22 protein-coding genes and 1 pseudogene are annotated in these 24169 nt (G+C 70.4%); 5 read left to right on the top strand and 18 right to left on the bottom strand.

The window, feature by feature from the left end; all coding sequences use genetic code 11:
* Positions 1–77: 77 nt before the first annotated feature.
* The 13 genes from purM to CGQ25_RS13365 form a co-directional block, all read right to left on the bottom strand.
* Positions 78–1286, bottom strand: coding sequence for a phosphoribosylformylglycinamidine cyclo-ligase (purM, locus tag CGQ25_RS13425; RefSeq protein WP_208710372.1), 1209 nt, complete (start codon positions 1284–1286; stop codon positions 78–80).
* Entirely contained in the window at positions 1283–2914 is a 1632-nt protein-coding gene (gene purF / locus CGQ25_RS13420) for an amidophosphoribosyltransferase (protein WP_208710371.1), read from the bottom strand. The genes purM and purF overlap by 4 nt, the downstream gene beginning before the upstream one ends.
* Before the next feature lie 78 nt (positions 2915–2992).
* Positions 2993–3421, bottom strand: coding sequence for a hypothetical protein (locus tag CGQ25_RS18520; RefSeq protein WP_255405316.1), 429 nt, complete (start codon positions 3419–3421; stop codon positions 2993–2995).
* Positions 3422–3577: 156 nt separating this feature from the next.
* Positions 3578–5077, bottom strand: coding sequence for a nucleobase:cation symporter-2 family protein (locus tag CGQ25_RS13410; RefSeq protein ID WP_208710370.1), 1500 nt, complete (start codon positions 5075–5077; stop codon positions 3578–3580).
* Positions 5078–5249: 172 nt separating this feature from the next.
* Complete coding sequence (gene pucL, locus CGQ25_RS13405; RefSeq protein ID WP_208710369.1) at positions 5250–6191, bottom strand: factor-independent urate hydroxylase; 942 nt, start codon at positions 6189–6191, stop codon at positions 5250–5252.
* Between the two features lie 4 nt (positions 6192–6195).
* On the bottom strand, positions 6196–6537 hold the full coding sequence (gene uraH, locus CGQ25_RS13400; RefSeq protein ID WP_208710368.1) for a hydroxyisourate hydrolase: 342 nt from the start codon (positions 6535–6537) through the stop codon (positions 6196–6198).
* A gap of 4 nt (positions 6538–6541) precedes the next feature.
* A complete protein-coding gene (gene uraD / locus CGQ25_RS13395) occupies positions 6542–7093 on the bottom strand; it encodes a 2-oxo-4-hydroxy-4-carboxy-5-ureidoimidazoline decarboxylase (protein ID WP_255405315.1) in 552 nt (183 codons plus the stop codon).
* A gap of 487 nt (positions 7094–7580) precedes the next feature.
* Positions 7581–8054 (bottom strand): thioredoxin-dependent thiol peroxidase, encoded by a 474-nt coding sequence (bcp, locus tag CGQ25_RS13390; RefSeq protein WP_208710366.1) that lies wholly within the window; start codon positions 8052–8054, stop codon positions 7581–7583.
* A gap of 31 nt (positions 8055–8085) precedes the next feature.
* On the bottom strand, positions 8086–9441 hold the full coding sequence (gene allB, locus CGQ25_RS13385; RefSeq protein WP_208710365.1) for an allantoinase AllB: 1356 nt from the start codon (positions 9439–9441) through the stop codon (positions 8086–8088).
* Positions 9438–10598 carry a glycerate kinase gene (locus CGQ25_RS13380; protein WP_208710364.1) on the bottom strand — a complete coding sequence of 387 codons (1161 nt, stop codon included), beginning with the start codon at positions 10596–10598 and terminating at the stop codon, positions 9438–9440. The genes allB and CGQ25_RS13380 overlap by 4 nt, the downstream gene beginning before the upstream one ends.
* A 23-nt stretch (positions 10599–10621) precedes the next feature.
* Positions 10622–12421, bottom strand: coding sequence for a glyoxylate carboligase (gcl, locus tag CGQ25_RS13375; protein WP_208710363.1), 1800 nt, complete (start codon positions 12419–12421; stop codon positions 10622–10624).
* A 138-nt stretch (positions 12422–12559) separates the two neighbouring features.
* Complete coding sequence (locus CGQ25_RS13370) at positions 12560–13456, bottom strand: 2-hydroxy-3-oxopropionate reductase (RefSeq protein ID WP_208710362.1); 897 nt, start codon at positions 13454–13456, stop codon at positions 12560–12562.
* A gap of 35 nt (positions 13457–13491) precedes the next feature.
* Complete coding sequence (locus CGQ25_RS13365; RefSeq protein ID WP_208710361.1) at positions 13492–14283, bottom strand: hydroxypyruvate isomerase family protein; 792 nt, start codon at positions 14281–14283, stop codon at positions 13492–13494.
* 193 nt (positions 14284–14476) lie between these two features.
* Here CGQ25_RS13365 and CGQ25_RS13360 point away from each other — a divergent pair, with 193 nt between their 5' ends.
* Positions 14477–14746: a hypothetical protein gene (locus CGQ25_RS13360; RefSeq protein WP_208710360.1), complete on the top strand. Its 270-nt coding sequence runs from the start codon at positions 14477–14479 to the stop codon at positions 14744–14746.
* A 329-nt stretch (positions 14747–15075) separates the two neighbouring features.
* Here the strand turns inward: CGQ25_RS13360 and CGQ25_RS13355 are convergent, their stop codons facing one another.
* On the bottom strand, positions 15076–16266 hold the full coding sequence (locus CGQ25_RS13355) for an MFS transporter (RefSeq protein WP_208710359.1): 1191 nt from the start codon (positions 16264–16266) through the stop codon (positions 15076–15078).
* Positions 16267–16322: 56 nt separating this feature from the next.
* On the opposite strand from CGQ25_RS13355, the gene CGQ25_RS13350 reads away from it, so the two are divergent.
* A complete protein-coding gene (locus CGQ25_RS13350) occupies positions 16323–16898 on the top strand; it encodes a dihydrofolate reductase family protein (protein ID WP_208710358.1) in 576 nt (191 codons plus the stop codon).
* Positions 16899–16916: 18 nt separating this feature from the next.
* Complete coding sequence (locus CGQ25_RS13345; protein ID WP_208710357.1) at positions 16917–17231, top strand: MmcQ/YjbR family DNA-binding protein; 315 nt, start codon at positions 16917–16919, stop codon at positions 17229–17231.
* Between the two features lie 169 nt (positions 17232–17400).
* On the opposite strand, the gene CGQ25_RS13340 is transcribed toward CGQ25_RS13345, so the two are convergent.
* The 4 genes from CGQ25_RS13340 to CGQ25_RS13325 form a co-directional block, all read right to left on the bottom strand.
* The gene (locus CGQ25_RS13340; RefSeq protein WP_208710356.1) at positions 17401–18213 is read right to left on the bottom strand and encodes a bifunctional allantoicase/(S)-ureidoglycine aminohydrolase; all 813 of its coding nucleotides are present in this window, start codon (positions 18211–18213) and stop codon (positions 17401–17403) included.
* Positions 18214–18231: 18 nt separating this feature from the next.
* Positions 18232–19584, bottom strand: coding sequence for an aldolase (locus tag CGQ25_RS13335; RefSeq protein ID WP_208710355.1), 1353 nt, complete (start codon positions 19582–19584; stop codon positions 18232–18234).
* Positions 19584–21182, bottom strand: a complete 1599-nt coding sequence (gene aceB / locus CGQ25_RS13330) for a malate synthase A (RefSeq protein WP_208710354.1) — start codon at positions 21180–21182, stop codon at positions 19584–19586. The genes CGQ25_RS13335 and aceB overlap by 1 nt, the downstream gene beginning before the upstream one ends.
* 69 nt (positions 21183–21251) lie before the next feature.
* Positions 21252–22634: an NADP-dependent malic enzyme gene (locus CGQ25_RS13325; RefSeq protein WP_208710353.1), complete on the bottom strand. Its 1383-nt coding sequence runs from the start codon at positions 22632–22634 to the stop codon at positions 21252–21254.
* Positions 22635–22836: 202 nt separating this feature from the next.
* Here CGQ25_RS13325 and CGQ25_RS13320 point away from each other — a divergent pair, with 202 nt between their 5' ends.
* Together CGQ25_RS13320 and CGQ25_RS13315 are read left to right on the top strand one after the other, a co-directional pair.
* On the top strand, positions 22837–23592 hold the full coding sequence (locus tag CGQ25_RS13320) for an IclR family transcriptional regulator (RefSeq protein WP_208710352.1): 756 nt from the start codon (positions 22837–22839) through the stop codon (positions 23590–23592).
* A 370-nt stretch (positions 23593–23962) separates the two neighbouring features.
* Positions 23963–24169, top strand: a pseudogene (locus CGQ25_RS13315) (IS481 family transposase); the annotation flags it as partial.

The following is a 24169-nucleotide window of genomic DNA, read 5'->3' as shown; positions in this document are numbered from 1 at the left end:
GAGGCGTTCCGGGTACGAGGACTCGTACCCGGAACGCCTCTGGGGTGGATGAGCTGTACCCGAAACGGGGTGGCGGGTCAGGCGTAGGCGTTGACGAGGCGCACGGCCCCGCCGTCGACTCCCTTGGCGCCCTGCACGTAGTCCGGGTCGCCCGCGGCAGCCGAGCCCGCGGCGTCGTCCGCGCCCACCTGGCCCATGACCCAGGCGGACAGGCCGCGGTCCGCGAGCCGGGCGAGGGCGGCGTCGGCGGCCTCGGGTGCCACGATCGCGACCATGCCGACGCCGAGGTTGAGCGTGCGCTCGAGGTCCGCCTGCGGGACCCCGCCGAGCTCGGCGACGAGCTTGAACACGGCAGGGAGCTCCCAGGTCGAGCGGTCCACCGTGGCCAGGAGGCCCTGCGGGAGGACGCGCGCGAGGTTCGCGGCGAGGCCGCCGCCGGTGACGTGCGAGAACCCGCGGAGGGCCAGTTCGGCGCCTGCGCTGGCAGCCGGGCCGTTGAGCTCGCGGACCAGGTCGAGGCAGTCCGCGGCGTAGACGCGGGTCGGCTCGAGGAGTTCCTCGCCGAGGGTCCGGCCGAGCTCGGACACCTGCCGGTCGAGCGCCCAGCCGGCGTGGTTGATGACGCGGCGCACGAGCGAGTAGCCGTTGGAGTGGATGCCGGAGGAGGCCATGCCGATCACGACGTCGCCGGCCCGGACCCGGTCCGGGCCCAGCAGCGCGTCCGCCTCGACGACGCCGGTGGCTGCGCCCGCGACGTCGTACTCGTGCTCCCCGAGGAGGCCGGGGTGCTCGGCGGTCTCGCCGCCCACGAGCGCGGTCCCGGCCACGGAGCACGCGGCCGCGATTCCGCGGACGATGTCGGCGATCCGCTCCGGGACCACCTTGCCGCACGCGATGTAGTCCGTCATGTACAGCGGCTCGGCGCCGACCACGACGATGTCGTCCACGACCATGCCCACGAGGTCGAAGCCGATCGTGTCGTGCACGTCCATGGCCTGCGCGATGGCGACCTTCGTGCCGACCCCGTCGGTCGAGGTGGCCAGCAGCGGCCGCTTGTACGTCAGCAGGCGCGAGACGTCGAAGAGCCCTGCGAAGCCGCCGACGCCGCCCAGCACCGAGTCGTTGTGGGTCGCCTTGACCGCGTCCTTCATGAGCTCGACGGCGCGGTCGCCGGCCTCGACGTCGACTCCAGCGTCAGCGTAGGTGATCGCGGGGCGCGCGATGCCCGACGGCGACGCGCCGGCAGCGCCGGGGGACGTGGACTGCTCGGGGGTGCTGGCGCTCATACGGTCTCTTTCCTGTCGGCCTCGGTCAGCAGGGGTTCGAATTCCGAGTCGGGGCCCGGGTCGCAGCCGGTCGAGCCCGGGTGGCCGCCGTCCTCGGTGTCGGCCACCGGCACGGGAACGGTGTCGCCGTCGGGCTCCACGGTCCGGGCGATGCCCTGGGCGGGGTCCCGCCGCTCGAGGAGGTTCTTGCCGAGCTTGTCCGCGCTCGGCAGCTCGATCGGGTACGTGCCGGTGAAGCACGCGGTGCAGAGGCGCTCGCGCGGCTGCATGGTCGCGGTGATCATGCCGTCCTCGGAGATGTAGCCGAGGGAGTCGGCGCCGATGGCCTGGGAGATCTCCTCGATGCTCGCGCCGTTGGCGATGAGCTCTGCACGCGAGGCGAAGTCGATGCCGTAGAAGCAGGGCCACTTCACCGGCGGCGAGGAGATCTTGACGTGGACCTCCTTGGCCCCGGCCTCGCGCAGCATCCGCACGATCGCGCGCTGGGTGTTGCCGCGCACGATGGAGTCGTCCACGACCACCACGCGCTTCCCACGGATCACGGACTCGAGCGCGTTGAGCTTGAGGCGGATCCCGAGCTGGCGCAGCGTCTGCGAGGGCTGGATGAAGGTGCGGCCCACGTAGGCGTTCTTGACGAAGCCGTGGGCGAACGGAATCCCCGACTCCTCGGCGTAGCCTACGGCGGCGGGCGTTCCCGACTCCGGGACGGGGATGACGATGTCGGCCTCGTGGGTGTTCTCGCGGGCCAGCTGGCGGCCCATCTCCACGCGGGACTCGTAGACGGAGCGGCCGTTGATCGCCGCATCCGGGCGGGCGAGGTACACGTACTCGAAGACGCAGCCTGCTGGCGTCGGCTGGGCGAAGCGCTGGGTGCGGACCCCATCCTCGTCGATGGCGATGAACTCGCCGGGCTCGACCTCGCGGATGAAGCTCGCGCCCACGGTGGCCAGCGCCGACTGCTCGGAGGCCACGACCCACCCGCGCTCGAGGCGGCCGAGGCACAGGGGCCGGATGCCGTAGGCGTCGCGGGCCGCGTAGAGGGTGCCCTCGTCCATGAACACGAAGCAGAACCCGCCGCGGATCTTGGGCAGGAGCGCCATCGCTGTCTCCTCGAGCGTCTCGCCCTTCCGGCCGCCGAGGAGCGCCGTGACGAGCGCGGTGTCCGAGGTGTTGCCCTGCTTCATCTCGCCCGTGAGCTCGCCGCCCGTGAGCTCCTCGATCATGTCCCGCAGCTGCGCGGTGTTGGTGAGGTTGCCGTTGTGGGCCAGGGCGACCGTGCCGTTCGCGGTGGCGCCGAGCGTGGGCTGGGCGTTGGCCCAGTGGCTCGCGCCGGTGGTCGAGTAGCGGCAGTGGCCGACGGCGATGTGCCCGGTCAGCGTGTTGAGCGTCGACTCGTCGAAGACCTGGGACACGAGGCCCATGTCCTTGTACACGTTGATGCGCGTGCCGTCGCTCGTCGCGATGCCCGCGGACTCCTGTCCGCGGTGCTGGAGCGCATAGAGGCCGTAGTAGGTGAGCTTGGCGACTTCTTCGCCGGGTGCCCACACACCGAAGACGCCGCAGGCGTCCTTCGGGCCTTTGTCGAGGGGATCTAAGTCGAGGGAGAGGAGTCCGTCACCGCGTACCACTGGTCGATTGTCTCATGGCCCCGACGCCTTGCCCGGCGTGTGTCATCCACGCCACACGGCAGCGGTGGGAGGGCTGGCTCAGCGGCCGTCGCGTTCTGTGCCGTCGTGGTTGCCGTCGCCTTCGACGCCCGTTCCGTCGGCGGACGACGGCGCGGCGCCGCCGTCGTGCGTCGGCTCGCCCTCGGCGGCGGCGTGGGTGATGTCGTCGGTGGCGGCGGGCGCGGTGGCGGCCGGCTGGTCGTCGTCGACCTCCTCGACGACGGCGCGCTGGGTGCGCCGCACGCTCAGCCGGTCGAGGACGAGCGCGACGATTGCGCCCACCAGGACGCCTCCCGCCGCGAAGAGGACCATGAAGTACCCGAACACGGACTCCTGGGTGTAGTCCGCCGGCGCCGGGACCGTGAAGGAGACGAACGCGGCCGCGACCACCCCGACGATCCCGCCCGCCACGAGGAAGGGGACGTACTTGGGGGCACGGCGGACGCTGATCTGGCGCTGGGTGGGCATGGGACAAGCGTACCGGGCGCCCGGCGGGGCGCTGAGCTGGCGCCGGTGGCCCGCAACAGCGCCAGGGACCCCGCAACGGTGCGGAAAGGACCCCGCAACCCGTGGAGGCGTTGCGGGGTCCTCGGCCGTCCTTTGCGGGGTCCCAAGCGGAGCGGATCAGTGGCCGTGGGCGCCGTTGGGCTCCTGGACCGTGATCTCCTTGCCGTGCTTGTCGAGGATCTTCCCGTTCTCGCAGCGGTCGCCTTCCTCGAGGCACTCGAGGACCTGGATCGGGATGATCCGGGTCGGTGCCGCGGCGAACACCGACGGGTCATGGGGATTGCCTTGCTTGACCACGTTGAAGACGAGGTTCAGCAGGATCGCCATGATCGCGGCAGAGCTGATGCCCGAGTCGAAGATGACCTGGAACCAGGTCGGGAAGTGGCCGTAGAAGTCCTTGTTGATCACCGGGATGAGCCCGAAGGCGATGGAGGTCGCCACGATGATCAGGTTCATGTTGTCCTTGTAGTCCACCCTCGCCAAGGTGCGGATCCCGGAGGCCGCGACGGTGCCGAAGAGCACGACGCCGGCGCCGCCGAGGACTGGGGTCGGCACTGCGGCGACGACCCGGCCGAGGATGGGCAGGAGCCCCAGAAGCGTCAGGACGCCGCCTCCCGCGGCCACCGCGAAGCGCGACTTGATGCCCGTCACGGCCACGAGGCCGACATTCTGGGCGAAGGCGCTCTGGGTGAATGTGTTGAACACGGGCGCGACAGCCGAGGACAGCATGTCGGCGCGGAGGCCGTTCGCGATCCGCTTCGAATCGACCTTGGTGCCCGCGATCTCCCCGACGGCCAGGATGTCCGCGGTGGTCTCGGTCAGGATCACGAGGATGACGATGACCATCGAGATGATCGCCGCCGGCTCGAAGGTCGGCATCCCGAACGCGAACGGACGCGGGAGCTCGAAGATCGGGCCGGTGCCGACCTTTGAGAAGTCGGCCATGCCGAGGAACGCCGCGACGACGGTGCCGATGACGATCGCGAGGAGGATCGACAGCCGCGAGATGACGGCGTTGCCGAGCTTGCTCAGGAGCATGATGACCACAAGGGTCAGGGCTGCGAGTCCGATGTTCGCCGGGGAGCCGTAGTCCGGCGCCTTCGCGTTGCCGCCCAGGGCCCAGTTCGCGGCGACCGGCGTCAGGGACAGGCCGATCGTGGTGATGACGACGCCGGTGACCACGGGCGGGAAGAAGTGGATGATCTTCGCGAAGAACGGCGCGATGAGCAGGCCGATGAGCGAGGCCGCGATGACGGCGCCGAACACTGCCGGGAGCCCCCCGCCGCCGCTCACGATGGCGAGCATCGTCGCGACCGACGCGAACGAGGTGCCCTGCACGAGCGGCAGCTGCGAGCCGAACCACTTGACGCCGAGCGTCTGCAGCAGGGTCGCGAGACCGCCGACGAACAGGCAGGACGTGATCAGCAGCGCGATGTCCGGGCCGCTCAGGCCGGCGGCGGAGCCGATGATGAGCGGCGGGGCGATGATGCCGCCGTACATCGTCAGCACGTGCTGGAACCCGTAGGCGAAGGCGGTGCCAATCGGCAGCCTCTGGTCCTCGGGGCGGACCGCCTCGGCGCTGTTGTGGCCGGGTGCGGGCGCATGGTTTCGGGACATAGCGGACCTCCTTGTCAGCTGTGATATCCGAGCGCGCAACGATGGATTTCGTGGGGTGGTGGGGTGCCTCGGGCGAGGCGGGGGGAGCGGAAGGAGGACGACGGCGGCCGGAGTTCACCGCCGTCGTGCCTCCCTCCGGTTCAGCGCTGGGTCAGCGCGGGACGGAGCCGGCTCAGCAGAAGCCGGTGATGCCGTCCCAGGCGTTGGAGTCGTCCGAGATGGACTCGCGCTGGAAGTTCGCCTCGATGAGGCCATACGGGCGGTCGGCCGCGTAGAAGACCTCGTTCGGGTTGTCGAGGCCGAACGGCGTCAGGTCGACGAGGAAGTGGTGCTTGTTCGGCGTCGAGAAGCGGACCTCCTCGATCTCGGGGTGGGCGTTCAGGACCTTCTGCGCCATCTGGAACAGGGTCTGCTGGAGCGCGTAGGAGTAGCCCTCCGTGAAGCCCTCGAGCAGGAGCGCCTTGACGTCGTCGTACGACTTGTTGAAGTCGACCGAGCCGCTCGCGACAGCCTCGGGGCTGTAGCGCCAGCGGGCCGAGACGTCGGTGGCCAGGATGCGGTCCGTGGTCTCCTCGAGCGTGGTGAAGCGGTCCTTCGGGTAGCCCACGAAGCCGGACTGGGTGGACTTGAGGACCGTGAGATCGTTCAGGCCGGAGATCACCTGGATGGTGTCGCCGTCCTTCACGACCACCGCGTTGCGGACTTCCTGGCCCTTGCGGACGAACGAGTGGTCGTGGCCCTCGGCCTGACCCTGCGCCGGAGCGGGAATGCGCTCCCAGGCGTACTGCTCCGCCTCCCAGCGGCCGCCCGTGACCCAGGCGAACTCGGACGTGAAGTGGTCCGCAAGGCGGATGAGGAACTGCTCGGGCGAGCCCACGCCGTCGCGGGCGAACCCGAAGACCGTGTTCTTCTGGGTGTCGGTGGGGACCACGTGGCCGTTGTCGCCGTCGAAGTGCGCCGCGTCGAAGTCGCCCCGCAGCTGCGACGTGACGCTCAGGTCCTCGATCTCGTGGCGCGCGGTGTCGCGGGTGATCTTGACGACGCGGACCTCGGCCTTGCCGTACTGGTTCTTGCCCAGGACGATCTTGGTGTTCTCGGTGTTGTTCTGCGCCATGGCGCTAGCTCCCTCGGTAAGTGGAAAAGGCGAAAGGACTCAGCAGGAGCGGCACGTGGTAGTGCGCCTCCGCCGCGTCGACCGTGAAGGTCAGCGAAACCTCCGGGAAGAAGGTGTCCTGTCCGATGCCGGCGAAGTACGGTCCGGTCGCGAACTGGAGGCGGTACTCACCGCTGTCCAGCCGCTCGGGGCCGAGCTCTTTCACCCGCCCGTCTGCATCGGTGATGCCCGTGCCAATCCGGGACCATGCGCCGCCGTCGCGGGCGTAGAGTTCGACGGCGACACCTGCGGCCGGCTTCCCGGCAGCGGTATCCAGAATGTGGGTGGTCACATGTGAGACGCTCATGCGCTCATGCCCCCTTCGACGCTCGGTTCGCGGCGAGGCTCTGCTCCTGCAGGCTCTGCTCCAGCCGGAGCACGGCGATCTCGCGGAGCTGTGCCGCGACGATGGGCTCCTCCTGCTCCGGCGTGTGGCCGAGGCGGTCCTGGAGCGCGGAGAGGATCTCCTCGGCGCTGCGGCCGGCGGCGCGGATCAGGAAGACCCGGCCGAACTTCTCCTCGTATGCCCGGTTCCCCTCGGCCAGGGCGGTTGTCACCCTGTGGTCGCGGGGATCGACGCCGGCCTGCTCGCTGCGGGACATCGACGCTTCGGCGCTCTTGCCGGCGGCCCTTTCCCCGATGCGGGGGTGGTGGGACAGCGCGCCCTCCAGCTCCTGCGGGGTGAAAGAGTCCGCTGCAGTGCGCGCTGCGGCGAGGAGGTCCTCGACGCTGGCAAAGGGTCGGGCCCGGGTGATCTCATCGATCCAGCGGTCGACGTCGAGGCACGGCTTCAGGAGCTCTCTTGCCTCATCGGCGGGGGCGGCATTGAACTGTTCAAGCAACATGGCTTGTCGGGTCCTCAACTGCTCAATGCTGGCATCCACGGTGACGGCTATACGGAACGTCTTTTTCTAGCGCCCCGGAGGGCCAACTAGGTTCCGTATCGTGGAACTGTTATTTCAGCATGTGCAATAAGTCTGCCTCATGGGTGGTGTGACTGTCAACACTATCCGGTGACGTGGGATACAGAAATTCTGAGCCCCGCGTCCCGCCGAGGTCACCCCGCGTCCCGCCGAGGTCACCGGGTGTGGTGTCGAGGTCACCTCGTGCTTTGGAGTGGCTGCTGGCACCCTGGCGTGACGTGGGCGCGGCAGGGGGTGACTTCGGCCGCACACGGGGTGACTTCGGCGCCAGAGGGGGTGACTTCGGCGCCAGAGGGGGTGACTTCGGCAGCACACGGGGTGACTTCGGCGGAGGGGCAGGGCGCCGGGACGCAGAAGGCCCCGGCGCCAGTCCACAGGGGACTGGCACCGGGGCCGCAGGGCCAGTGATGGCCGGCAGGGGGCTGGGTCAGAGGCCGAGCCTGTCGCGCAGGGCTGCCACGTGGCCGTCCGCCTGGACGCCGTACTCGATGGACTCGATCGTGCCCTCGGGGGACACGACGGCGGTCGAGCGCAGGATGCCCTCCTTGACCTCGCCGTTGACGATCTTCTCGCCCCACGCACCCCACTCCTTGGCGACCGACGCGCCGTCGTCCGCCAGGAGCGGGAACGTGAGCGAGAAGTCCTCGGCGAACGAGGCGATGTCCTCGACCGGATCCGGGGAGATGCCGATGACGCTCACGCCGGCGGCGTTGAGGGCGTCGAGGCTGTCCCGGAAGTCGCATGCCTCGGTCGTGCAGCCGGGGGTCGCGGCCTTCGGGTAGAAGTAGACGACCGCGCGGCGGCCGCGGAAGTCGGCCAGGGAGACGTCGTGCCCCGAGGCGTCCGGGAGGGTGAAGTCCGGGGCCTGCTGGCCGGTGGAGAGCTTGGTTGAGACTGTCATGGTTCCATCCTGGGGTCGGGCGGGCAGTGGATCAGGCAGTGCCGCGGCGGATCAGCCGGCCCTTGGGCTCGCTGAAGTCCACCTCGGTGCCGCGCACGAAGGTGCGGCGCACCACGCCGGAGAGCGCCTTGCCCTGGTACGGCGTGATGTGGTTCTTGTGGTGCAGCCTGTCGGCGTCGACGATGAAGGTCTCGTCCGCGGCGAAGACGGCAAGGTCGGCATCGTACCCCGGGGCCAGCACGCCCTTGCGCTGCAGGCGCGCGAGCTCCGCCGGCTTCTCGCCCATCCAGCTCACGACCTGCTCGAGCGCGATTCCACGCCGCCGGGCCTCGGTCCAGATGATCGACAGCCCCAGCTGGAGCGAGGCGACCCCGCCCCAGGCCACGCCGAAGTCGCCGTTCTCGAGGTCCTTGAGGTCGACAGTGCTGGGGGAGTGGTCAGAGACGATGCAGTCGATCGTGCCGTCCTCGAGTCCCTGCCACAGCAGCTCCCGGTTGGAAGCCTCGCGGATCGGCGGGCAGCACTTGAAGGCCGTCGCCCCGTTGGGGATCTCCTCGGCCAGCAGCGTGAGGTAGTGCGGGCAGGTCTCGACGGTCAGCTTCACGCCGTCGCGCTTCGCCGAGGCGATCATCGCCAGCGCGTCCGACGACGACAGGTGCAGGATGTGCGCCCGCGCGCCGGTCCAGCGCGCGCGCTCGATGACCTCGGCGATGGCCACATTCTCGGCGCCGCGGGGACGCGAGTGCAGGAAGCTCTCGTAGACGTCGCCCTCGGGGTTCGGGGCGCGGTCGATCGCGCGGGAGTCCTCGGCGTGGACGATCATGAGGCCGTCGAAGGACGCAATCTCGGTCAGGTCCTTCTCGAGCTCGTCCACCTCCAGATGCGGGAACTCGTCCACGCCGGAGTGGAGGAGGAAGCACTTGAACCCGAAGACGCCCTCGTCGTGGAGTGCGCGCAGGTCCCCGGTGTTGCCTGGGATCGCCCCGCCCCAGAAGCCCACGTCGACGAAGGACTGAGTCTCCGCCGCTGCGCGCTTGACCTGGAGTGCGTCGACGTTGACGGTCGGCGGGATCGAGTTCAGCGGCATGTCGATGATGGTCGTGACGCCGCCGGCGGCCGCGGCCTTCGTGGCGGAGGCGAAGCCCTCCCACTCGGTCCGGCCCGGTTCGTTCACGTGCACGTGCGTGTCCACGAGGCCGGGGATGAGGGTCTCGTCCTCGGCCAGCTCGATGGTCTCGCGGCCGGTGAGGCCGTTGCCGAGGGGCTCGAGCGCGACGATGCGCCCGTCGGTGATGCCGACCTCCCGCGGGGCGACGCCCGCCGTGGTGAGGACCCGCTGCCCGCGGATCACCAGGTCGAATGCCGGAGCGCTCTCTGCATTGCTCACGTCACAGGCTCCTTACTGTTCTCAAGGTCAACGATAGAGGCGGCCAGATCGATCCCGATCCGCCTCAGAAGGGTGCTCGCCTCGCGGATGCAGGTCTCCACATCCGGCTCGAGGCCTGTCAGCGCGTGGACCGAGCGGAAGCCGGCCGCTGTGGCGTCCGCGAGCTGGCTCCGCCCGCACACCGCGACAACCGGGATGCCCTGCGCGGCGGCCTCCTTCGCGACGCCGATCGGGGCCTTGCCCGAGAGCGACTGCGCGTCGAGGCTCCCCTCGCCGGTGACGACGAGGTCCGCGCCGGCGAGCTTCTCGCGCAGCCCGGTGAACTCGACGACGACGTCGATGCCCCGCCTCCGCATCGCGCCGAGGGCGAGTGCGGCGTACCCGACGCCGCCGGCCGCGCCCGCGCCGGGGAGGTCCTTCGCGGCTGCGGCCACGGGACCCATGGCCTGGCCGAGGACGGCGGCGAATCGCGCCAGGGCGGCGTCGAGCTCCTCGACGTCCGACGGCGAGGCCCCCTTCTGCGGGCCGAACACGGCCGCCGCTCCTTCCGCGCCGAGGAGGGGGTTGTCGACGTCGGCGGCGAGGATGAGCCGGGCGTGGTCGAGGCGGGCGTCGAGGCCCGACAGGTCCGCCTCGGCGATCCGCGCCAGGGCCGCGCCGCCGAGCGGGAGGTCGCGGCCGGCGTCGTCCGTGAACCGCGCGCCGAGGCCGGCGAGCATGCCCGCCCCGCCGTCGGTGCACGCGCTGCCGCCCACGCCGAGGACGATCTCGCGGCAGCCCGCGTCGAGGGCCGCCCGGATGAGCTGGCCCGTGCCGAGGCTCGTGGCGCCGCGGGCGTCGCGGAAGCCGTCCGGGAGCACGTCCAGCCCGGAGGCGGCGGCCATCTCGATCACTGCCGTGCGCCGGCCCTCGGGGCCTGCGGAGACGGCGAACTCGGCGGTGAGCGTCTGGCCCGTCGGGCCGGCCACGGCCGCCCGGCGTGGGGAGAAGCCCGCGCCGAGCGCCGCGCTCACGGTGCCCTCGCCGCCGTCGGCCACGGGGACCAGGACGAGCTCGGCGTCGGGGAGCACCTCGCGGATGCCCTCGGCGAGCGCCTCGGCGACCTGGGCGCCGGTGAGGGAGCCCTTGAACTTGTCCGGGGCGAGGACGATCTTCATTCCTTGTCCTGCCTTCGGCCCGGCTAGCTGCCCGCGCCCGCGAGGGCCACGATCGCGGTGGGAGCGTCCTCGGGGGTCTCGGCGAGCCCCTCGAACTCCGTCACGTTGTCCAGCTCGGTTCCCATCGCGATGTTGGTGACCCGCTCGAGGATCGCCTCCACCACGACCGGCACCCTGTGCTCCGCCATGAGGGCGCGGGCCTTCTCGAAGGCCGGCCCCAGGTCCTCCGGGTGCTCGACCCGGATGGCCTTGCAGCCCAGGCCCTCGGCCACCTTGACGTGGTCCACGCCGTAGCCTGCGGCGGTGCCGGTCTCCGGCTCCGCGTTGATGTTCTCGAAGGCGAGCGAGACGTGGTAGTCCATCTCGAAGCCGCGCTGCGACTGGCGGATGAGGCCCAGGTAGGAGTTGTTGACCACCACGTGGATGTACGGCAGCTGGAACTGCGCGCCCACGGCGAGCTCCTCGATCATGAACTGGAAGTCGTAGTCGCCCGAGAGCGCCACGACCGTCTCGTCCGGCTTGCCGCGCACGACGCCGAGCGCGGCCGGCCCGGTCCAGCCCAGGGGCCCTGCCTGGCCGGCGTTGATCCACTTGCGGGGGCCGAACACGTGCAGCATCTGCGCCCCGGCGATCTGGGACAGGCCGATCGTCGTCACGTAGGTGGTGTCGGGGCCGAACGCCTTGTTCATCTCCTCGTAGACGCGGAACGGCTTCATGGGCACGTTGTCGAAGTGCGTCTTGCGCTGCATGCGGCCGCGCTTGGCCTGGGCGGCCTCGGCCCACGCGGTGTAGTCGGGCAGCTGGCCGGAGGCCTTGCGCTCCCGCGCCACCTCGAGGACCGTGTCGAGGAACGCGCCGGCGTCGGAGACGATGCCGAAGTCGGGGGAGAACACGCGGCCGATCTGGGTCGGCTCGATGTCGACGTGCACGAACGTGCGCCCGGCGGTGTACTTCTCGATGGAGCCAGTGTGGCGGTTGGCCCAGCGGTTGCCGATCCCGATCACGAAGTCGGACTCGAGGAACGTCGCGTTGCCGTACTTGTGCGAGGTCTGCAGGCCCACCATCCCGGCCATGAGGCGGTGGTCGTCCGGGATCGCGCCCCAGCCCATGAGGGTCGGGACCACGGGCACGTTGAGGGTCTCGGCCAGCTCGACGAGCTGCGCGGCGGCGTCGGCGTTGATGATGCCGCCGCCGGCGACGATCAGCGGCTTCTGGGCTGCGGTGAGCATGTCCATGGCCTTCTCGGCCTGCTTCCGGGTGGCGCGCGGCTTCTCGACCGGGAGCGGCTCGTAGGCGTCGATGTCGAAGTCGATCTGCGCCATCTGCACGTCGAACGGCAGGTCAAGGAGCACGGGGCCGGGGCGGCCGGAGCGCATGAGCTGGAAGGCCTTCTGCACCGCGCCGGGGATCTGGCCGGGCTCGAGGACGGTCATGGCCATCTTTGTCAGGGGCTTGGCGATGGACTCGATGTCCACGGCCTGGAAGTCCTCCTTGTGCAGCTTCGCGACGGGCGCCTGCCCGGTGAAGCACAGCATCGGGATCGAGTCCGCCTGGGCCGCGTACAGGCCGGTGATCATGTCCGTGCCGGCGGGGCCGGAGGTGCCAAGGCACACCCCGATGTTGCCGGCCTTGGCGCGGGAGTACCCGTCCGCCATGTGCGAGGCGCCCTCGACGTGGCGGGCGAGCGTGTGGCGGATGCCGCCGTGGGCGCGCATCGCGGAGTAGAGGGGGTTGATCGCGGCGCCGGGCAGGCCGAAGGCCTCGGTGGCGCCCTCCTTCTCGAGGATGGCCACGATCGCGTCGACAGTGCGCATCTTTGCCATGTCGGAAGCTCCTTTGGAACGTTTTCGGGTGTGAGAAAGGGGCCGGCCCCGAGGTTGCGCGCCCGGGGCCGGCTGTCTGTGGGGGCACCTGACGTGGGTGCCCGGCGCACGACGGCGAGTGGTCGCCGTCGTGCGCGGCTACTCCTTGCCGGAGAGCTCGGCGGTGAGCTTGAAGAGGCCCGAGTGGTCGAGGCCGCCGTCGCCCCGGGCGACGAGGGCCGTGACGAGCTGCGCGACGGCCGCGCCGAGCGGTACGACGACGCCGGCCTCGCGGGCCGCGGAGGTGACGATGCCGAGGTCCTTGTTGTGCAGGGCCAGGCGGAAACCGGGGTCGAAGTTGCGGTCCAGCATCTTCTGGCCCTTCTGGTCCAGGACCTTCGAGCCAGCGAGGCCGCCGCCGAGGACCTTGAGCGCGGCGTCGGTGTCCACGCCGTACGCCTCGAGGAAGATGATCGCCTCGGAGAGCGCCTGGATGTTGACGGCGACGATCAGCTGGTTCGCGGCCTTGACGGTCTGGCCGGAGCCGGAGGGGCCCACGTGGACGATGGTCTTGCCGACCGCCTCGAGGACCGGGAGGGCGGCGTCGAAGTCCGCCTTCTCGCCGCCGACCATGATGGACAGGACGGCGTCGATGGCGCCCTGCTCGCCGCCGGAGACCGGCGCGTCGAGGGGGCGGAGGCCGGCATCGCGGGCGTCGGCGGAGAGCCGGGCGGCGACGTCCGGGCGGATCGAGGAGGCGTCGATCCACAGCGCGCCCTTCGGGGCGTTCGCGAAGACGCCATCGGCGCCGGAGACGACGCCCTCGACGTCGGGGGAGTCCGGGACCATCGTGATGATGACCTCGGCGTCCTTGACCGCCTCGGCGATGCTCTTGGCGCCTCGGCCGCCCTCCGCGACAAGCTTGTTGACCTTGTCTTCGCTGCGGTTGTAGCCGGTGACGGTGTGGCCGGCCTTGACGAGGTTGACGGCCATGGGGAGGCCCATGATGCCGAGGCCGATCACTGCGATGCTGGACTTGGTCCCTGCGTTGCTCATGCTGTTCTCCTTGACGTCTGGTAGGTGGTGGCCGGTCAGGCGACGGGGCGGATGGCCCAGGCGAACGCCTCGGCCTGGGGGGCCTTGTACTCGAGGCCGATGTAGCCGGAGTAGCCCAGCTCGCGCGAGCGGGAGATCCACTCGCCGAGCGGGAGGCTTCCGGTGCCGGGGGCGCCGCGGCCGGGGTTGTCGGCGATCTGGATGTGGCCAAAGTCCTTGGCGTGCTCCTCGATCACCGCGGCGACGTCGTCGCCGTTCACCGCGAGGTGGTAGAAGTCCGCCAGGAGCCTGACGTTGTCGACGCCGGCCTCCTTCGTCGCGGCGATGACGCCGAGGGCGTCCGCCGCGGTCTTGAGCGGGTAGGCGGGAGTGCCGGAGACCGGCTCGAGGAGGACGGTGCCGCCGACCTTCGCGACGCCCTCGGCCGCCGCGACGAGGTTCTTCAGCGCGAGTTCGTCCTGCTCCTGCGGGGTGAACGCGTCCTGGCGGTTGCCGTAGAGGGCGTTGAAAGCCTTGGTGCCGGTGCGCTCGGCAATGCCGACCACCACGTCGATGTTGTCCTTGAACTCGCCGCAGCGGCCCTTCCAGGACACGAGGCCGCGGTCCCCGGCCGGCATGTCCCCGGCGAAGAAGTTGAGGCCGCTCAGCTGGACGCCGGCGTTCTCGAGCGCCGCGATGAACGCGTCGACGTCCTTGTCGGCGGGGACGGCCTCGGCAAACGGCCACCAGAACTCGACGGCGTCGAAGCCGGCGGCCTTGACGGCGGCCGGGCGCTCGAGCAGGGGCAGTTCGGTCAGGAGGATGGAGCAGTTCACCGTGTATGTCATCGTCGACACCTCTCTTCGCGGTTCTCACGATCATCTCTTTTTCAGATCGTGGAATAAAACTTTCTCTGAATGAAAGTGTAGGGCGTGGTTGTAATGGCGGTCAAGCCGCTTTGGATACCAAAACGTGGAGCGGGGCTCACTGGTACGCGGGGTCCGGGGGCGCAATGATGGAGTCATGGCGACCTATTTCGGCATGGAGCATGCATCAAGCAAGGATCCGCACGACTGGGGGCGGGCCATGTGCGCTGCGCTCAACCGTCTCCTCGAGGAGGCACAGGGGGACAGGAACTATCTCGAGCACAAGCACCTGCTCGGCCAGGACATCGTGATGCGCATCGAGGCGGAGGGCGACGGCGTTGCCGTGCACCTGAGCTGGAAGCCGCAGAACCAGGATGACGCTCCGCGGGACGAGGAGGACGACCGCGAGGCGGATCTCGTGGAGGGTTCCGGCCGCGGCGGCTGACGTTTCGGGTACATCTAATCTGCCCTCATGGCGTTTCGGGTACAGCTAATCCCGGTCTGGGGCGTCTCGGGTACAGCTAATCTGCGCCCGGGCCGACCCGGTTGCGCCGGCACGCACCTCTCGAAGGTCTGGCGTGCGACGCCGCCGGGACGCCTGGGCGGGTGAGCTCACCACACGGAGCGAGGCCGCGGCGTCGTGCGTCGTGTACCCGTTGAGCAGAGGCGAACGAAGACCTGTACCCGAAACGGCTGGGGGAGTGAAGACCCGTACCCGAAACGGTTCGGGAGGGAATCTGCTGTACCCGAAACGCTAAGGGGCGGGGTAGGGGATCAGGGGGCCGGGCGGGCCGCTCGCCACCCGGCCGCCGAAGCCCCCAGCAGCACCCCGGCCGCGGTGAAGACGCCGGCCGACCCCATCCCGGTGGCGAGCAGCCCGACCGCGGGCGGGAAGACGGCCTGCCCGAGGCGGTTGGCCGTGATCCGTGCGGCGAGCCAGGTCCCCCGGGTGCCGGGTGGCGCGGCGAGGGAGACGACGGTCATTGTCAGGGGCTGCACGATCCCCAGCGCGTACCCTGCCGCGACGAGCACGGCGCCGAGGGCCCACTCCGGCATCGGCACCGCGACGGCCAGGACGGCGGCGGCGCCGGCGACGGTCGCCCACAGGATGAGCCCGGAGCGGCCGAACCGGTCCACGAGTCGTCCGAGCGCGAGCCGCGAGGCCATAGTCGCGAGCGCGCGGGCGGTCAGGAGCGCCCCGACCACGGAGGCGGGGATCCCGCGCTCCACCCCGAGAGCCGGCAGGTAGACCTGGATGAGGTCGATCGAGCACAGCACCATCATCGACACCCCGATCGAGGTCACGAGGGGCCGCCGAACGGCCGGATCGGCGGCGAGTGCCTGGCGCAGTGGAATCGAGGTCGTGCGCCTGGTGCCCCGGTTCCCGGACCGCCTGGCGACCATCCACAAGGTCGTCGCGGACATGCAGACAGCCGCGGCGAGATACAGGGCGAACAGCGGCCCGGTCTCGGGCAGCACGGAGCCGCCGCCCACCACGGCGAGCAGGGTCGGGGCGAGCGCCTGCCCGGTCGAACCCGCGAACGTGTAGAGGCCGAAAAGCGCGTCCAGGTTCCGCCGCCGCCCCGAAGCGGCCGCGGCCTCGGCGATGCGGCTCTGCTCGCCCAGAAGGCTGATGAGGTGCCCGAGGCCGAGGAGCGCGTTCCAGCCGAGGAGCCACCACACGTCCGGGGTCGCGAGCAGCAGCCCCACACCGGAGCCGACCATGAGCAGCGCGCCGGCGAGGAGCAGCGGGCGTCCGTGGCCGGCGTCGTCCATTCGGCCCACCCACACCGCGGCCGCGAGCGGCAGGAGGGAGAAGCTCGCCACGACCAGTCCCAGCAGCGCCGGCTCGACGCCCAGCTCGAGCGCGCGGTAGGACGCGGTGGGCCGCACGGTGTACGCGGCGAGCTGGAGGAAGACGGCGTGGGCAAGCACGGCCCACGGGTAGCGAGCGGGAGATGTCATGGCGAAGCCAACGTTAGCCCTTGTTCAGAGGCGGGCTCCGGTGCCACGGTGGAGCCATGGGACGGCTCATTGTTCAGGAGACGATCAGCGCCGACGGCTTCGCGGCGGACCCCGAGGGCACGACATCCTTCATGGAGCCCTTCATCGGCGGTGCCGCGGAAGGGTTCGCCCGGCGGCAGCTCGAGCTCATCGAGGGGCTGTCGGGCATGCTCATGGGCGCCCGCACCTACGAGGGCTTCAGCTCGTTCTGGCCCACCGAGGCGTCCGAGGGCGAGATGGTCGCCCCGGCGCTCAACGCGCTTACCCGCTACGTCTTCTCCCACTCCCACCAGGAGGCGCCCTGGGGCGAGAAGGGGGACTGCGAGGTGTACTCGGGGGACACGGGCGAGGGCATCCGTCGCATCAAGGCGGAGTCGGAGGGCGACATCGGCTGCTGGGGCAGCCTGAGCCTGGTCCGGGAGCTCCTGGACCTCGGCGAGGTCGACGAGCTGCGGCTGGTCGTGGCGCCGTCGATGATCGGCCAGGGGCGGCGCTTCGGCCCGGCGGGACAGGTCCAGCTCGCCCTGCGCGAGGCAGCGACGTACGACGACGCGCTGGTCGAGCTGGTCTACGACCTGCGCAGCGCCGACTGAGCCCCGGGAGACCGACCCGTGGCCACCGAGGAGGACGTCCGTGCGCTGTGCCTGGCCCTGCCGGGCGTGACCGAGCGGCCGAGCTGGAACCAGCCCGCGTGGTTTGCCAGGACGCTGTTCGCACGCATCTGGGAGCCGGGTGTCGTGACTCTCAAGACGGAGGAACGCGAGGCCCTCTCCGCGATGGACCCCGAGACGTTCTACTGGGAGATCCCGCACCACGTGGGGTCTCCGCAGCTCGTGCTCGTCCGGCTGGGACGGATCTCGCGGAACGAGCTGGCCGAGATGGTCGAGGAGTCCTATCGGATCGCTGGAGGTCCGGGGAAGGACTGATCGCCTACCCGGAAGGCCCTCTCGCGGGATCTGGCGTACCCGAAACGGTGAAATGCGCGAAGGATGTGTACCCGAAACGCGGGGTGGATACGACGGCGCGGGTGGATACGACGGCGCGGGGCGGCTCAGTGCCAGGCCAGCCCCGCGCCGTCGTGCTTGAGGGCTCCTCTCAGGTGAGCTTCACCTGGCGGTTGACGTCCTTGTAGAGGAGGTAGCGGAACTCGCCGGGGCCGCCGGCGTAGCAGGCCTGGGGGCAGAAGGCGCGCAGCCACATGAAGTCGCCGGCCTCGACCTCCACCCAGTCGTTGTTGAGCAGGTACATCGCCTTGCCCTCCAGGACATAGAGGCCGTGCTCCATGACGTGGGTCTCGGGGAACGGGATCACGCCGCCGGGCTGGAACGTCACGATGTTCACGTGCATGTCGTGCGCGAGGTCGTCGGGGTCGACGAAGCGGGTGGTCTTCCAGACGCCGTTGACGTCCGGCATCTCCCGGGGCGCCACCTCGGCGTCGGAGGTGACGAAGCTCTTGGCCTCGTAGCCCTCGAGCCGCTCGTAGGCCTTGCGGACCCAGTGGAACGAGGCGATGTCGTCCGAGACGTTCTCCAGGCCCCACTCGTCGCCGGCGGCGAGGTAGGCGTAGCCGCCCTCGCCGAGCTCGTGGGCCTCGCCGTTGAGCGTGAGGTTCACCGTGCCCTTGACCACGAACACGACGCCCTCGACGCCGGGCTCGAACTCCGCCTTGGGGGCCCCGCCGCCGGGGGCGATCTCCACGATGAGCTGGGAGAACGTCGTCGCGAAGCCGGAGATGGGCCGGGCGATGATCCACGAGCGGGTCTTCGTGAAGCCGGGCAGGTTGGACGTGACGATGTCGGTCAGGACGCCCTTGGGGATGACCGTGTAGGCCTCGGTGACGATGGCGCGCTCGGTGGTCAGGTGGGTCTGCGGCGGCAGGCCGCCTTCGGGGTAGTAGTACTTGCCCATGTCTCTTCCTTGGCGGGGTCAGTTCGGAACGGCGGCGGTGTGCGCGAGCCGGGGGTGCGCGAGGCGCGGATGTGCGAGGCCGGTGAGCTCGGCCTCGGTCAGCCCGGTCGAGGCGAGGACCTCGTCCGCGCCGACCGCGCCGCACTGGAGGCCGCGCAGCACGAAGGCCGCGAGGGCGCGCGCGGTGGCCGGCTCGTCGAGGACGGCCCCCGGAGTCTGCGCCACGTAGTTGCGCAGCCGCTCGGTGGCGGCACCCAGCCCCTGGCGGTAGAACGCGTAGGTCGCGATGTACCGGGTGGGCAGCTGGTGCGCGTGGAGGTCCCAGCCCTGGTAGAAGCCCCGCTCGAGGGAACGGCGCACGAGGCGTGCGTGCAGCCGCCAGGCCTCCTCGCGCTGCGCGGCGTCCCCGAGCGGAAGGATGTTGGTCGAGCCGTCGGAGAGGCGGATGCCCGTCCCGGCGACCGCGAGCTGCATGACCTCCTTGGCGAAGTCGGCCACGGGGTGCTCCATCGACTGGTACGCGGCGGCGATCGAGAGCGACGCCGAGTAGTCGTAGGTGCCGTAGTGCAGGGCGGTGATGCGGCCGTCCGCCTTGTGCGGCAGCTGCGCGACCGGGTGGGATCCGTCCGCGCCGATGATGAGCTGCGGGGTCTCGACCTGGACCTCGAAGCCGAGCCGGCCGGGGTTCAGGCCGAGCGCGGACTCGAGGCGCTCGACGGCGTAGACCATCGCCTTGACCTGGTCCACCGTGGTCACCTTGGGCAGGGTCAGCACCAGGCCGTCGGGCAGCCTGTCGGGGCCGCCGACGGCGTCGACGAGCCGGACGACGAAGAGCTCCAGCGTGCGCAGGCCCCGCCGGCGGGTGGCCTCCTCGAAGCACTTGAAGCGGATTCCGGCGAACGGCGTCGCGCTCCCTGCGGCGAGCGCGGCGGCGAGCTGGTCCGCCGCCCGCTCCGCCTCGGCGTCCTCCGTCTCCTCCGGGTCGCCGCCGGCCTGCGCCGCGCGGCCGGGGGCGAGGTACCCGTCCTCGAAGTCGATGCGGAGGTCCTCGATGGGCTCGGTGCGCAGCTTGGCCTCGACTCGGGGCGCTACCTCGGCGGCCAGGTCGGGGGAGAGGCCCACGAGCTCGGCGAGTGCCCTCACGCCGCCGGCCTCCTCCGCGGCCGCGAGCGCGGCGGCGCCCCACTCCGCCGGGAGCGACGGCGTGAAGCGGTCCGCGGGCACGTAGACGGTGTGGACGGGCTGGCGCGACCCCGAGTCGCCGGGGTAGCCGACGGCGAGCAGGCGGTCGGTGTCGGCGAGGCCGGCGTCGATCCGCTCGTAGTCGGCTGCCCCGAAGACCGGGCGCGGCCTGGGGGAGTGGGAGCCCATCAGCCCACCAGCTCGTAGGCGGGGGTGGTGAGGAAGTCCGTGTACTCCTCGGACAGGCAGATGTCCGCGATGAGCCGGCTGGCCGGCTCGTAGAACTTCGCGAAGGCCTGCGGATCCACCTCGGTGCGCAGCCGCTCGGTCTCCTCGGCGAGGGCCTGCTCGACGAGCTCGCGGGTCACGGTGTTGCCGGTGTCCGCGAGGACCACCTTGTTCCGGATCTGCTGCCAGACCTGGGAGCGGGAGATCTCTGCCGTCGCGGCGTCCTCCATGAGGTTGTGGATGGCCACCGCGCCGTTGCCCGAGAGCCACACGGCCGTGTAGGCGACGGCGACGTAGAGGTTCAGGTGCAGGCCGGCCTCGGTGGCCACGCCCTCCGTCGAGGAGACGTCGAGGAGCTGGTCCGCGGTCACGTGGACCTCGGGGCGGAGCCGGTCGACCTGGTTCGGCTTGTCGCCGAGGACCGCGTCGAAGACCTCCTGGCACGTCGGCACGAGGTCGGGGTGGGCCACCCACGAGCCGTCGAAGCCGTCGGTCGCCTCGCGCGTCTTGTCTGCGCGCACCTTCTCGATCGCGGCGGCCGTGATCTCCGGCTCCTTGCGGTTCGGGATGAACGCGGCCATGCCGCCCATCGCGAAGGCGCCGCGCTTGTGGCACGTCTGCACGAGGAGCTCGGTGTAGGCGCGCATGAACGGCGCCGTCATGACCACCGAGGCGCGGTCGGGGAGGGTGAACCTCTCGCCCGCGTCGCGGAAGTACTTGATGATGCTGAAGAGGTAGTCCCAGCGGCCCGCGTTGAGGCCCGAGGCATGGTCGCGCAGCTCGTAGAGGATCTCGTCCATCTCGAAGGCGGCCGGGATGGTCTCGATCAGGACGGTGGCCCGGATCGTGCCCTGCGGGATGCCGAGGTAGTCCTGGGCGAAGACGAAGATGTCGTTCCAGAGGCGCGCCTCGAGGTGGCTCTCCATCTTCGGCAGGTAGTAGTACGGGCCTCGGCCGGAGGCGATGAGGTGCTTGGCCACGTGGAAGAAGTGCAGGCCGAAGTCCACGAGCGCGCCGATGGCGGGCTCGCCGTCGACCATCACGTGGCGCTCCTCCATGTGCCAGCCGCGCGGGCGGGTGACCACGACGGCGAGCGGGGCGTCGCTGCGGAGGCGGTACTCCTTGCCCTCGGGAGAGGTGTAGGAGAGGGTGCCCTGGGCGGCGTCGCGGAGGTTGAGGACGGAGTCGACGACGTTGGCCCAGTGGGGGCTCGAGGCGTCCTCCATGTCCGCGAGCCACACGCGGGCCCCGGAGTTGAGGGCATTGATGGCCATCTTCGCCGGGCTGGCCGGGCCGGTCATCTCCACACGGCGGTCCTGCAGCGCCGCGGGGGCCTCCGCGACCTTCCAGTCCCCCTCGCGGACCACGGCGGTCTCGGGCAGGAAGTCGAGCCTGCCGGTGCTGGCCGCCTCGGCCCGCCGGGCCTTGCGGGCGGCCAGGCGGGCGTTGCGCTCGGCGCCGAAGCGGGCGTGGAGCTCCTCGATGAACGCGAGGGCCTCGTCGGTGAGGATCTCCCCGGCGCGCGCGACGGGCGCCGTGTCGGTCACGGTGATGGCCATGCCATCCTCCTTCTCTCTCCCGGTGCCGGGAGGTCAGTGGGCCTGGGTGCTCTGCTGTGCGCCTGCGGACTACGCGTGGGCGGCGGCGACGATCGCGGCGGCGACATCCTGGGCGACGTGCGGGTCGAACACGCTCGGGACGATGAAGCTCGGGTTGAGCTCCTCGTCCGAGACGCGGGCGGCGATCGCCTGGGCCGCAGCCACCAGCATGGCAGGGGTGATGTCGGCCACGCCAGCGTCGAGCAGGCCGCGGAAGACGCCCGGGAACGCAAGCACGTTGTTGATCTGGTTCGGGAAGTCGCTCCGGCCGGTGGCGACGACGGCGGCGTGGTCAGCGGCCGCCACCGGGTCCGTCTCCGGGTCCGGGTTGGCCATGGCGAACACGATCGCGTTCTCCGCCATGGTGGCAACGGCGTCGGGGCCGAAGAGGTTCGGCGCGGAGACGCCGATGAACACGTCGGCGCCCTTGAGCGCCTCGACGAGGGTGCCGGAGAAGGACTCCGGGTTGGTGTTCTCGGCGATCCAGATGCGGTGGGCGTCCGTGTGCTGCTGGCCGCGGTGGATGGCCCCCTTGCGGTCGCACGCGATGACGTTCTTCGCGCCCTGGGCCTGGAGGAGCTGGATGATCGCGTTGCCCGCTGCGCCCACGCCGGAGACGACGATGCGGACGTCCTCGATCTTCTTCTCCACGATCTTGAGGGCATTGACGAGGGCCGCCAGGGTCACGATCGCGGTGCCGTGCTGGTCGTCGTGGAAGACCGGGATGTCGAGCTCCTCGCGGAGGCGGGCCTCGATCTCGAAGCAGCGCGGCGCCGCGATGTCCTCGAGGTTCACGCCGCCGTAGACCGGGGCGATCGCCTTGACGATCCTGATGATCTCCTCGGTGTCCTTCGTGTCGAGGCAGACCGGCCACGCGTCCACGTTGGCGAACTGCTTGAAGAGCGCGGCCTTGCCCTCCATGACGGGCAGGGCGGCGGCCGGCCCGATGTCGCCGAGGCCCAGCACGGCGGTGCCGTCGGTGACCACCGCGACGGTGTTCCGCTTGACCGTGAGCCGGCGCGCGTCCTCGGGGTTCTCGGCGATCGCACGGCACACGCGGGCGACGCCGGGCGTGTAGGCCCGCGAGAGGTCGTCGCGGTTGCGGAGGGGAACCTTCGGGACGACCTCGAGCTTGCCGCCCAGGTGCATGAGGAAGGTGCGGTCGGAGACCTTCCGGACCGTCACGCCCTCGAGCGCCTCGAGGGCGGCGGCGACCTCCTCGGCGTGCTGCTCGGAGGTCGTGTTGCACGTGATGTCGACGACCAGCTGGTCGTGGTGGGACTCGCTGATGTCGAGCGCGGTCACGGGGGCGCCGGCGGCTGCGACGGCCGCGGCGAGCTCGCTCGTGATGCTGATACGGCTCGGGGCGTCCACGCGGAGGGTGATGGAGTTGCCGGGGCTGGGACTCGCCATTGAATCGTCCTTCTGTCGGGAGGCATCGGCCTCGGTCACGTTTTCCGTACTACGGATATTATTCTCTGCATCTTGGAAAATTCAAGTCCCGTCGCTTGCGCGCGTCCCTGTCTGCCGATCGGAGCGTGGGGTATCGTGGAAGAGCCGCAGATTTCCGGGATGCGGATAATTTTTGTCGGAAGCTGTGGCATCAGGAGGAGACATGGCCGAGAAGGCATCGGGCGGCGTCCAGTCGGTGGAGCGCGTCTTCGAGCTGCTCGAACTCATCACCGACGCCGGGGGAGACGTCACGCTCAGCGAGCTGTCGTCGTCGACCGAGCTCCCCCTGCCCACCATCCACCGGCTGCTGCGCACTCTGGTCGCCCTCGGCTACGTGCGGCAGCTGCCGAACCGCCGCTACGCCCTCGGCCCGCGCCTGATCCGCCTCGGCGAGGGCGCCAACAAGCAGCTCGGCGCACTCGCGCAGCCCCAGCTGAAGATGCTCGTGGACAAGCTGGGCGAGACGGCCAACATGGCGGTCCTCGACTCGGACATGGTCATCTACGTTGCCCAGGTCCCCTCGCCCCACGCCATGCGGATGTTCACAGAGGTGGGCCGGCGCGCCCACACGCACGACACGGGCGTGGGCAAGGCGATCCTCGGCGAGCTCGGCGACGAGCAGGTCCGCTCCATCGTCTCCCGCCAAGGCATGCCCACCCCCACGCCCTACAGCATCGGCGACGTCGATTCCCTCCTCTCCGACCTCGACAAGATCCGCGCCCGCGGCTACGCGATCGACGAGCAGGAGCAGGAGATCGGCGTCCGCTGCTTCTCGATGGCCGTCCCCCATGCGCCGACGCCCACCGCGATCTCCGTCTCAGGGCCCATCTCCCGCGTGGACGAGGCCTTCGGCGAGCGCGCCGTCCCGCTCCTGCGCCAGGCCGCTGAGGCCATCTCGGCCGAGCTCAACCGCACCTGACCCACGCCCGTTCCGGGCGCGGCACCTCCCCGCCCACCCCCTTTCGGGTACGCAAAGAGTGCGCCGCTGGCGTTTCGGGTACGAGCACCGCGGTCTGACGCGACCGCCGCGGGCGGGCCTTCCTCCGTCATCGACGGCGGACGACGCCGCGCGCCCGCCCGGCCGGGGCACGCACCCGCCGTCGCGCGTACCCGAGACGGGGTGTGGTGTGATCTGGCGTACCCGAGACGGGGTGGGGTGTGATCTGGCGTACCCGAGACGGAGTGGGGCGCGATGTGAAGTCTCGGGACTGAATGGACACTTCTGTCTCAGGAGATCGTGGACGGTGTGTCTCACGAGTGTGTGGACACTTCACCGCTCAGATCACGGCATGAGCATCCATGAGCCTGATCTGAAGGTCCGTATGCGTGTGGCCCAGTGGCCCGATGACGCCCCGCGCGGAGCGGTGGCGCAGTTCTGCCGCAGGCACGGTGTCTCACGGGCCTGGTTCTACAAGGTCCTCGCCAAGGCCCGGGCCGAGGGGACGTGGGCCGCCACCGAAGTCGGGTCGAACCGTCCGCTGACCAGCCCGTGCCGG

The organism is Sinomonas sp. R1AF57 (assembly GCF_002224485.1).
In the GTDB taxonomy this organism is placed as follows: domain Bacteria; phylum Actinomycetota; class Actinomycetes; order Actinomycetales; family Micrococcaceae; genus Sinomonas; species Sinomonas flava.
Note: the sequence above shows the minus strand (reverse complement) of the source record. Positions and strands in the feature narration are given on the sequence as shown.

Excerpts from the sequence above, each read along its gene's own strand:
- purM (WP_208710372.1), bottom strand. The coding sequence starts at position 1,286 with ATGAGCGCCAGCACCCCCGAGCAGTCCACGTCCCCCGGCGCTGCCGGC.
- CGQ25_RS18520 (WP_255405316.1), bottom strand. The coding sequence starts at position 3,421 with ATGCCCACCCAGCGCCAGATCAGCGTCCGCCGTGCCCCCAAGTACGTC.
- CGQ25_RS13380 (WP_208710364.1), bottom strand. The coding sequence starts at position 10,598 with ATGAAGATCGTCCTCGCCCCGGACAAGTTCAAGGGCTCCCTCACCGGC.
- bcp (WP_208710366.1), bottom strand. The coding sequence starts at position 8,054 with ATGACAGTCTCAACCAAGCTCTCCACCGGCCAGCAGGCCCCGGACTTC.
- CGQ25_RS13320 (WP_208710352.1), top strand. The coding sequence starts at position 22,837 with ATGGCCGAGAAGGCATCGGGCGGCGTCCAGTCGGTGGAGCGCGTCTTC.
- CGQ25_RS13370 (WP_208710362.1), bottom strand. The coding sequence starts at position 13,456 with ATGAGCAACGCAGGGACCAAGTCCAGCATCGCAGTGATCGGCCTCGGC.
- CGQ25_RS13360 (WP_208710360.1), top strand. The coding sequence starts at position 14,477 with ATGGAGCATGCATCAAGCAAGGATCCGCACGACTGGGGGCGGGCCATG.
- CGQ25_RS13325 (WP_208710353.1), bottom strand. The coding sequence starts at position 22,634 with ATGGCGAGTCCCAGCCCCGGCAACTCCATCACCCTCCGCGTGGACGCC.
- CGQ25_RS13340 (WP_208710356.1), bottom strand. The coding sequence starts at position 18,213 with ATGGGCAAGTACTACTACCCCGAAGGCGGCCTGCCGCCGCAGACCCAC.
- uraH (WP_208710368.1), bottom strand. The coding sequence starts at position 6,537 with ATGAGCGTCTCACATGTGACCACCCACATTCTGGATACCGCTGCCGGG.
- aceB (WP_208710354.1), bottom strand. The coding sequence starts at position 21,182 with ATGGCCATCACCGTGACCGACACGGCGCCCGTCGCGCGCGCCGGGGAG.
- CGQ25_RS13365 (WP_208710361.1), bottom strand. The coding sequence starts at position 14,283 with ATGACATACACGGTGAACTGCTCCATCCTCCTGACCGAACTGCCCCTG.
- pucL (WP_208710369.1), bottom strand. The coding sequence starts at position 6,191 with ATGGCGCAGAACAACACCGAGAACACCAAGATCGTCCTGGGCAAGAAC.
- CGQ25_RS13410 (WP_208710370.1), bottom strand. The coding sequence starts at position 5,077 with ATGTCCCGAAACCATGCGCCCGCACCCGGCCACAACAGCGCCGAGGCG.
- CGQ25_RS13350 (WP_208710358.1), top strand. The coding sequence starts at position 16,323 with ATGGGACGGCTCATTGTTCAGGAGACGATCAGCGCCGACGGCTTCGCG.
- gcl (WP_208710363.1), bottom strand. The coding sequence starts at position 12,421 with ATGGCAAAGATGCGCACTGTCGACGCGATCGTGGCCATCCTCGAGAAG.
- CGQ25_RS13355 (WP_208710359.1), bottom strand. The coding sequence starts at position 16,266 with ATGACATCTCCCGCTCGCTACCCGTGGGCCGTGCTTGCCCACGCCGTC.
- CGQ25_RS13335 (WP_208710355.1), bottom strand. The coding sequence starts at position 19,584 with ATGGGCTCCCACTCCCCCAGGCCGCGCCCGGTCTTCGGGGCAGCCGAC.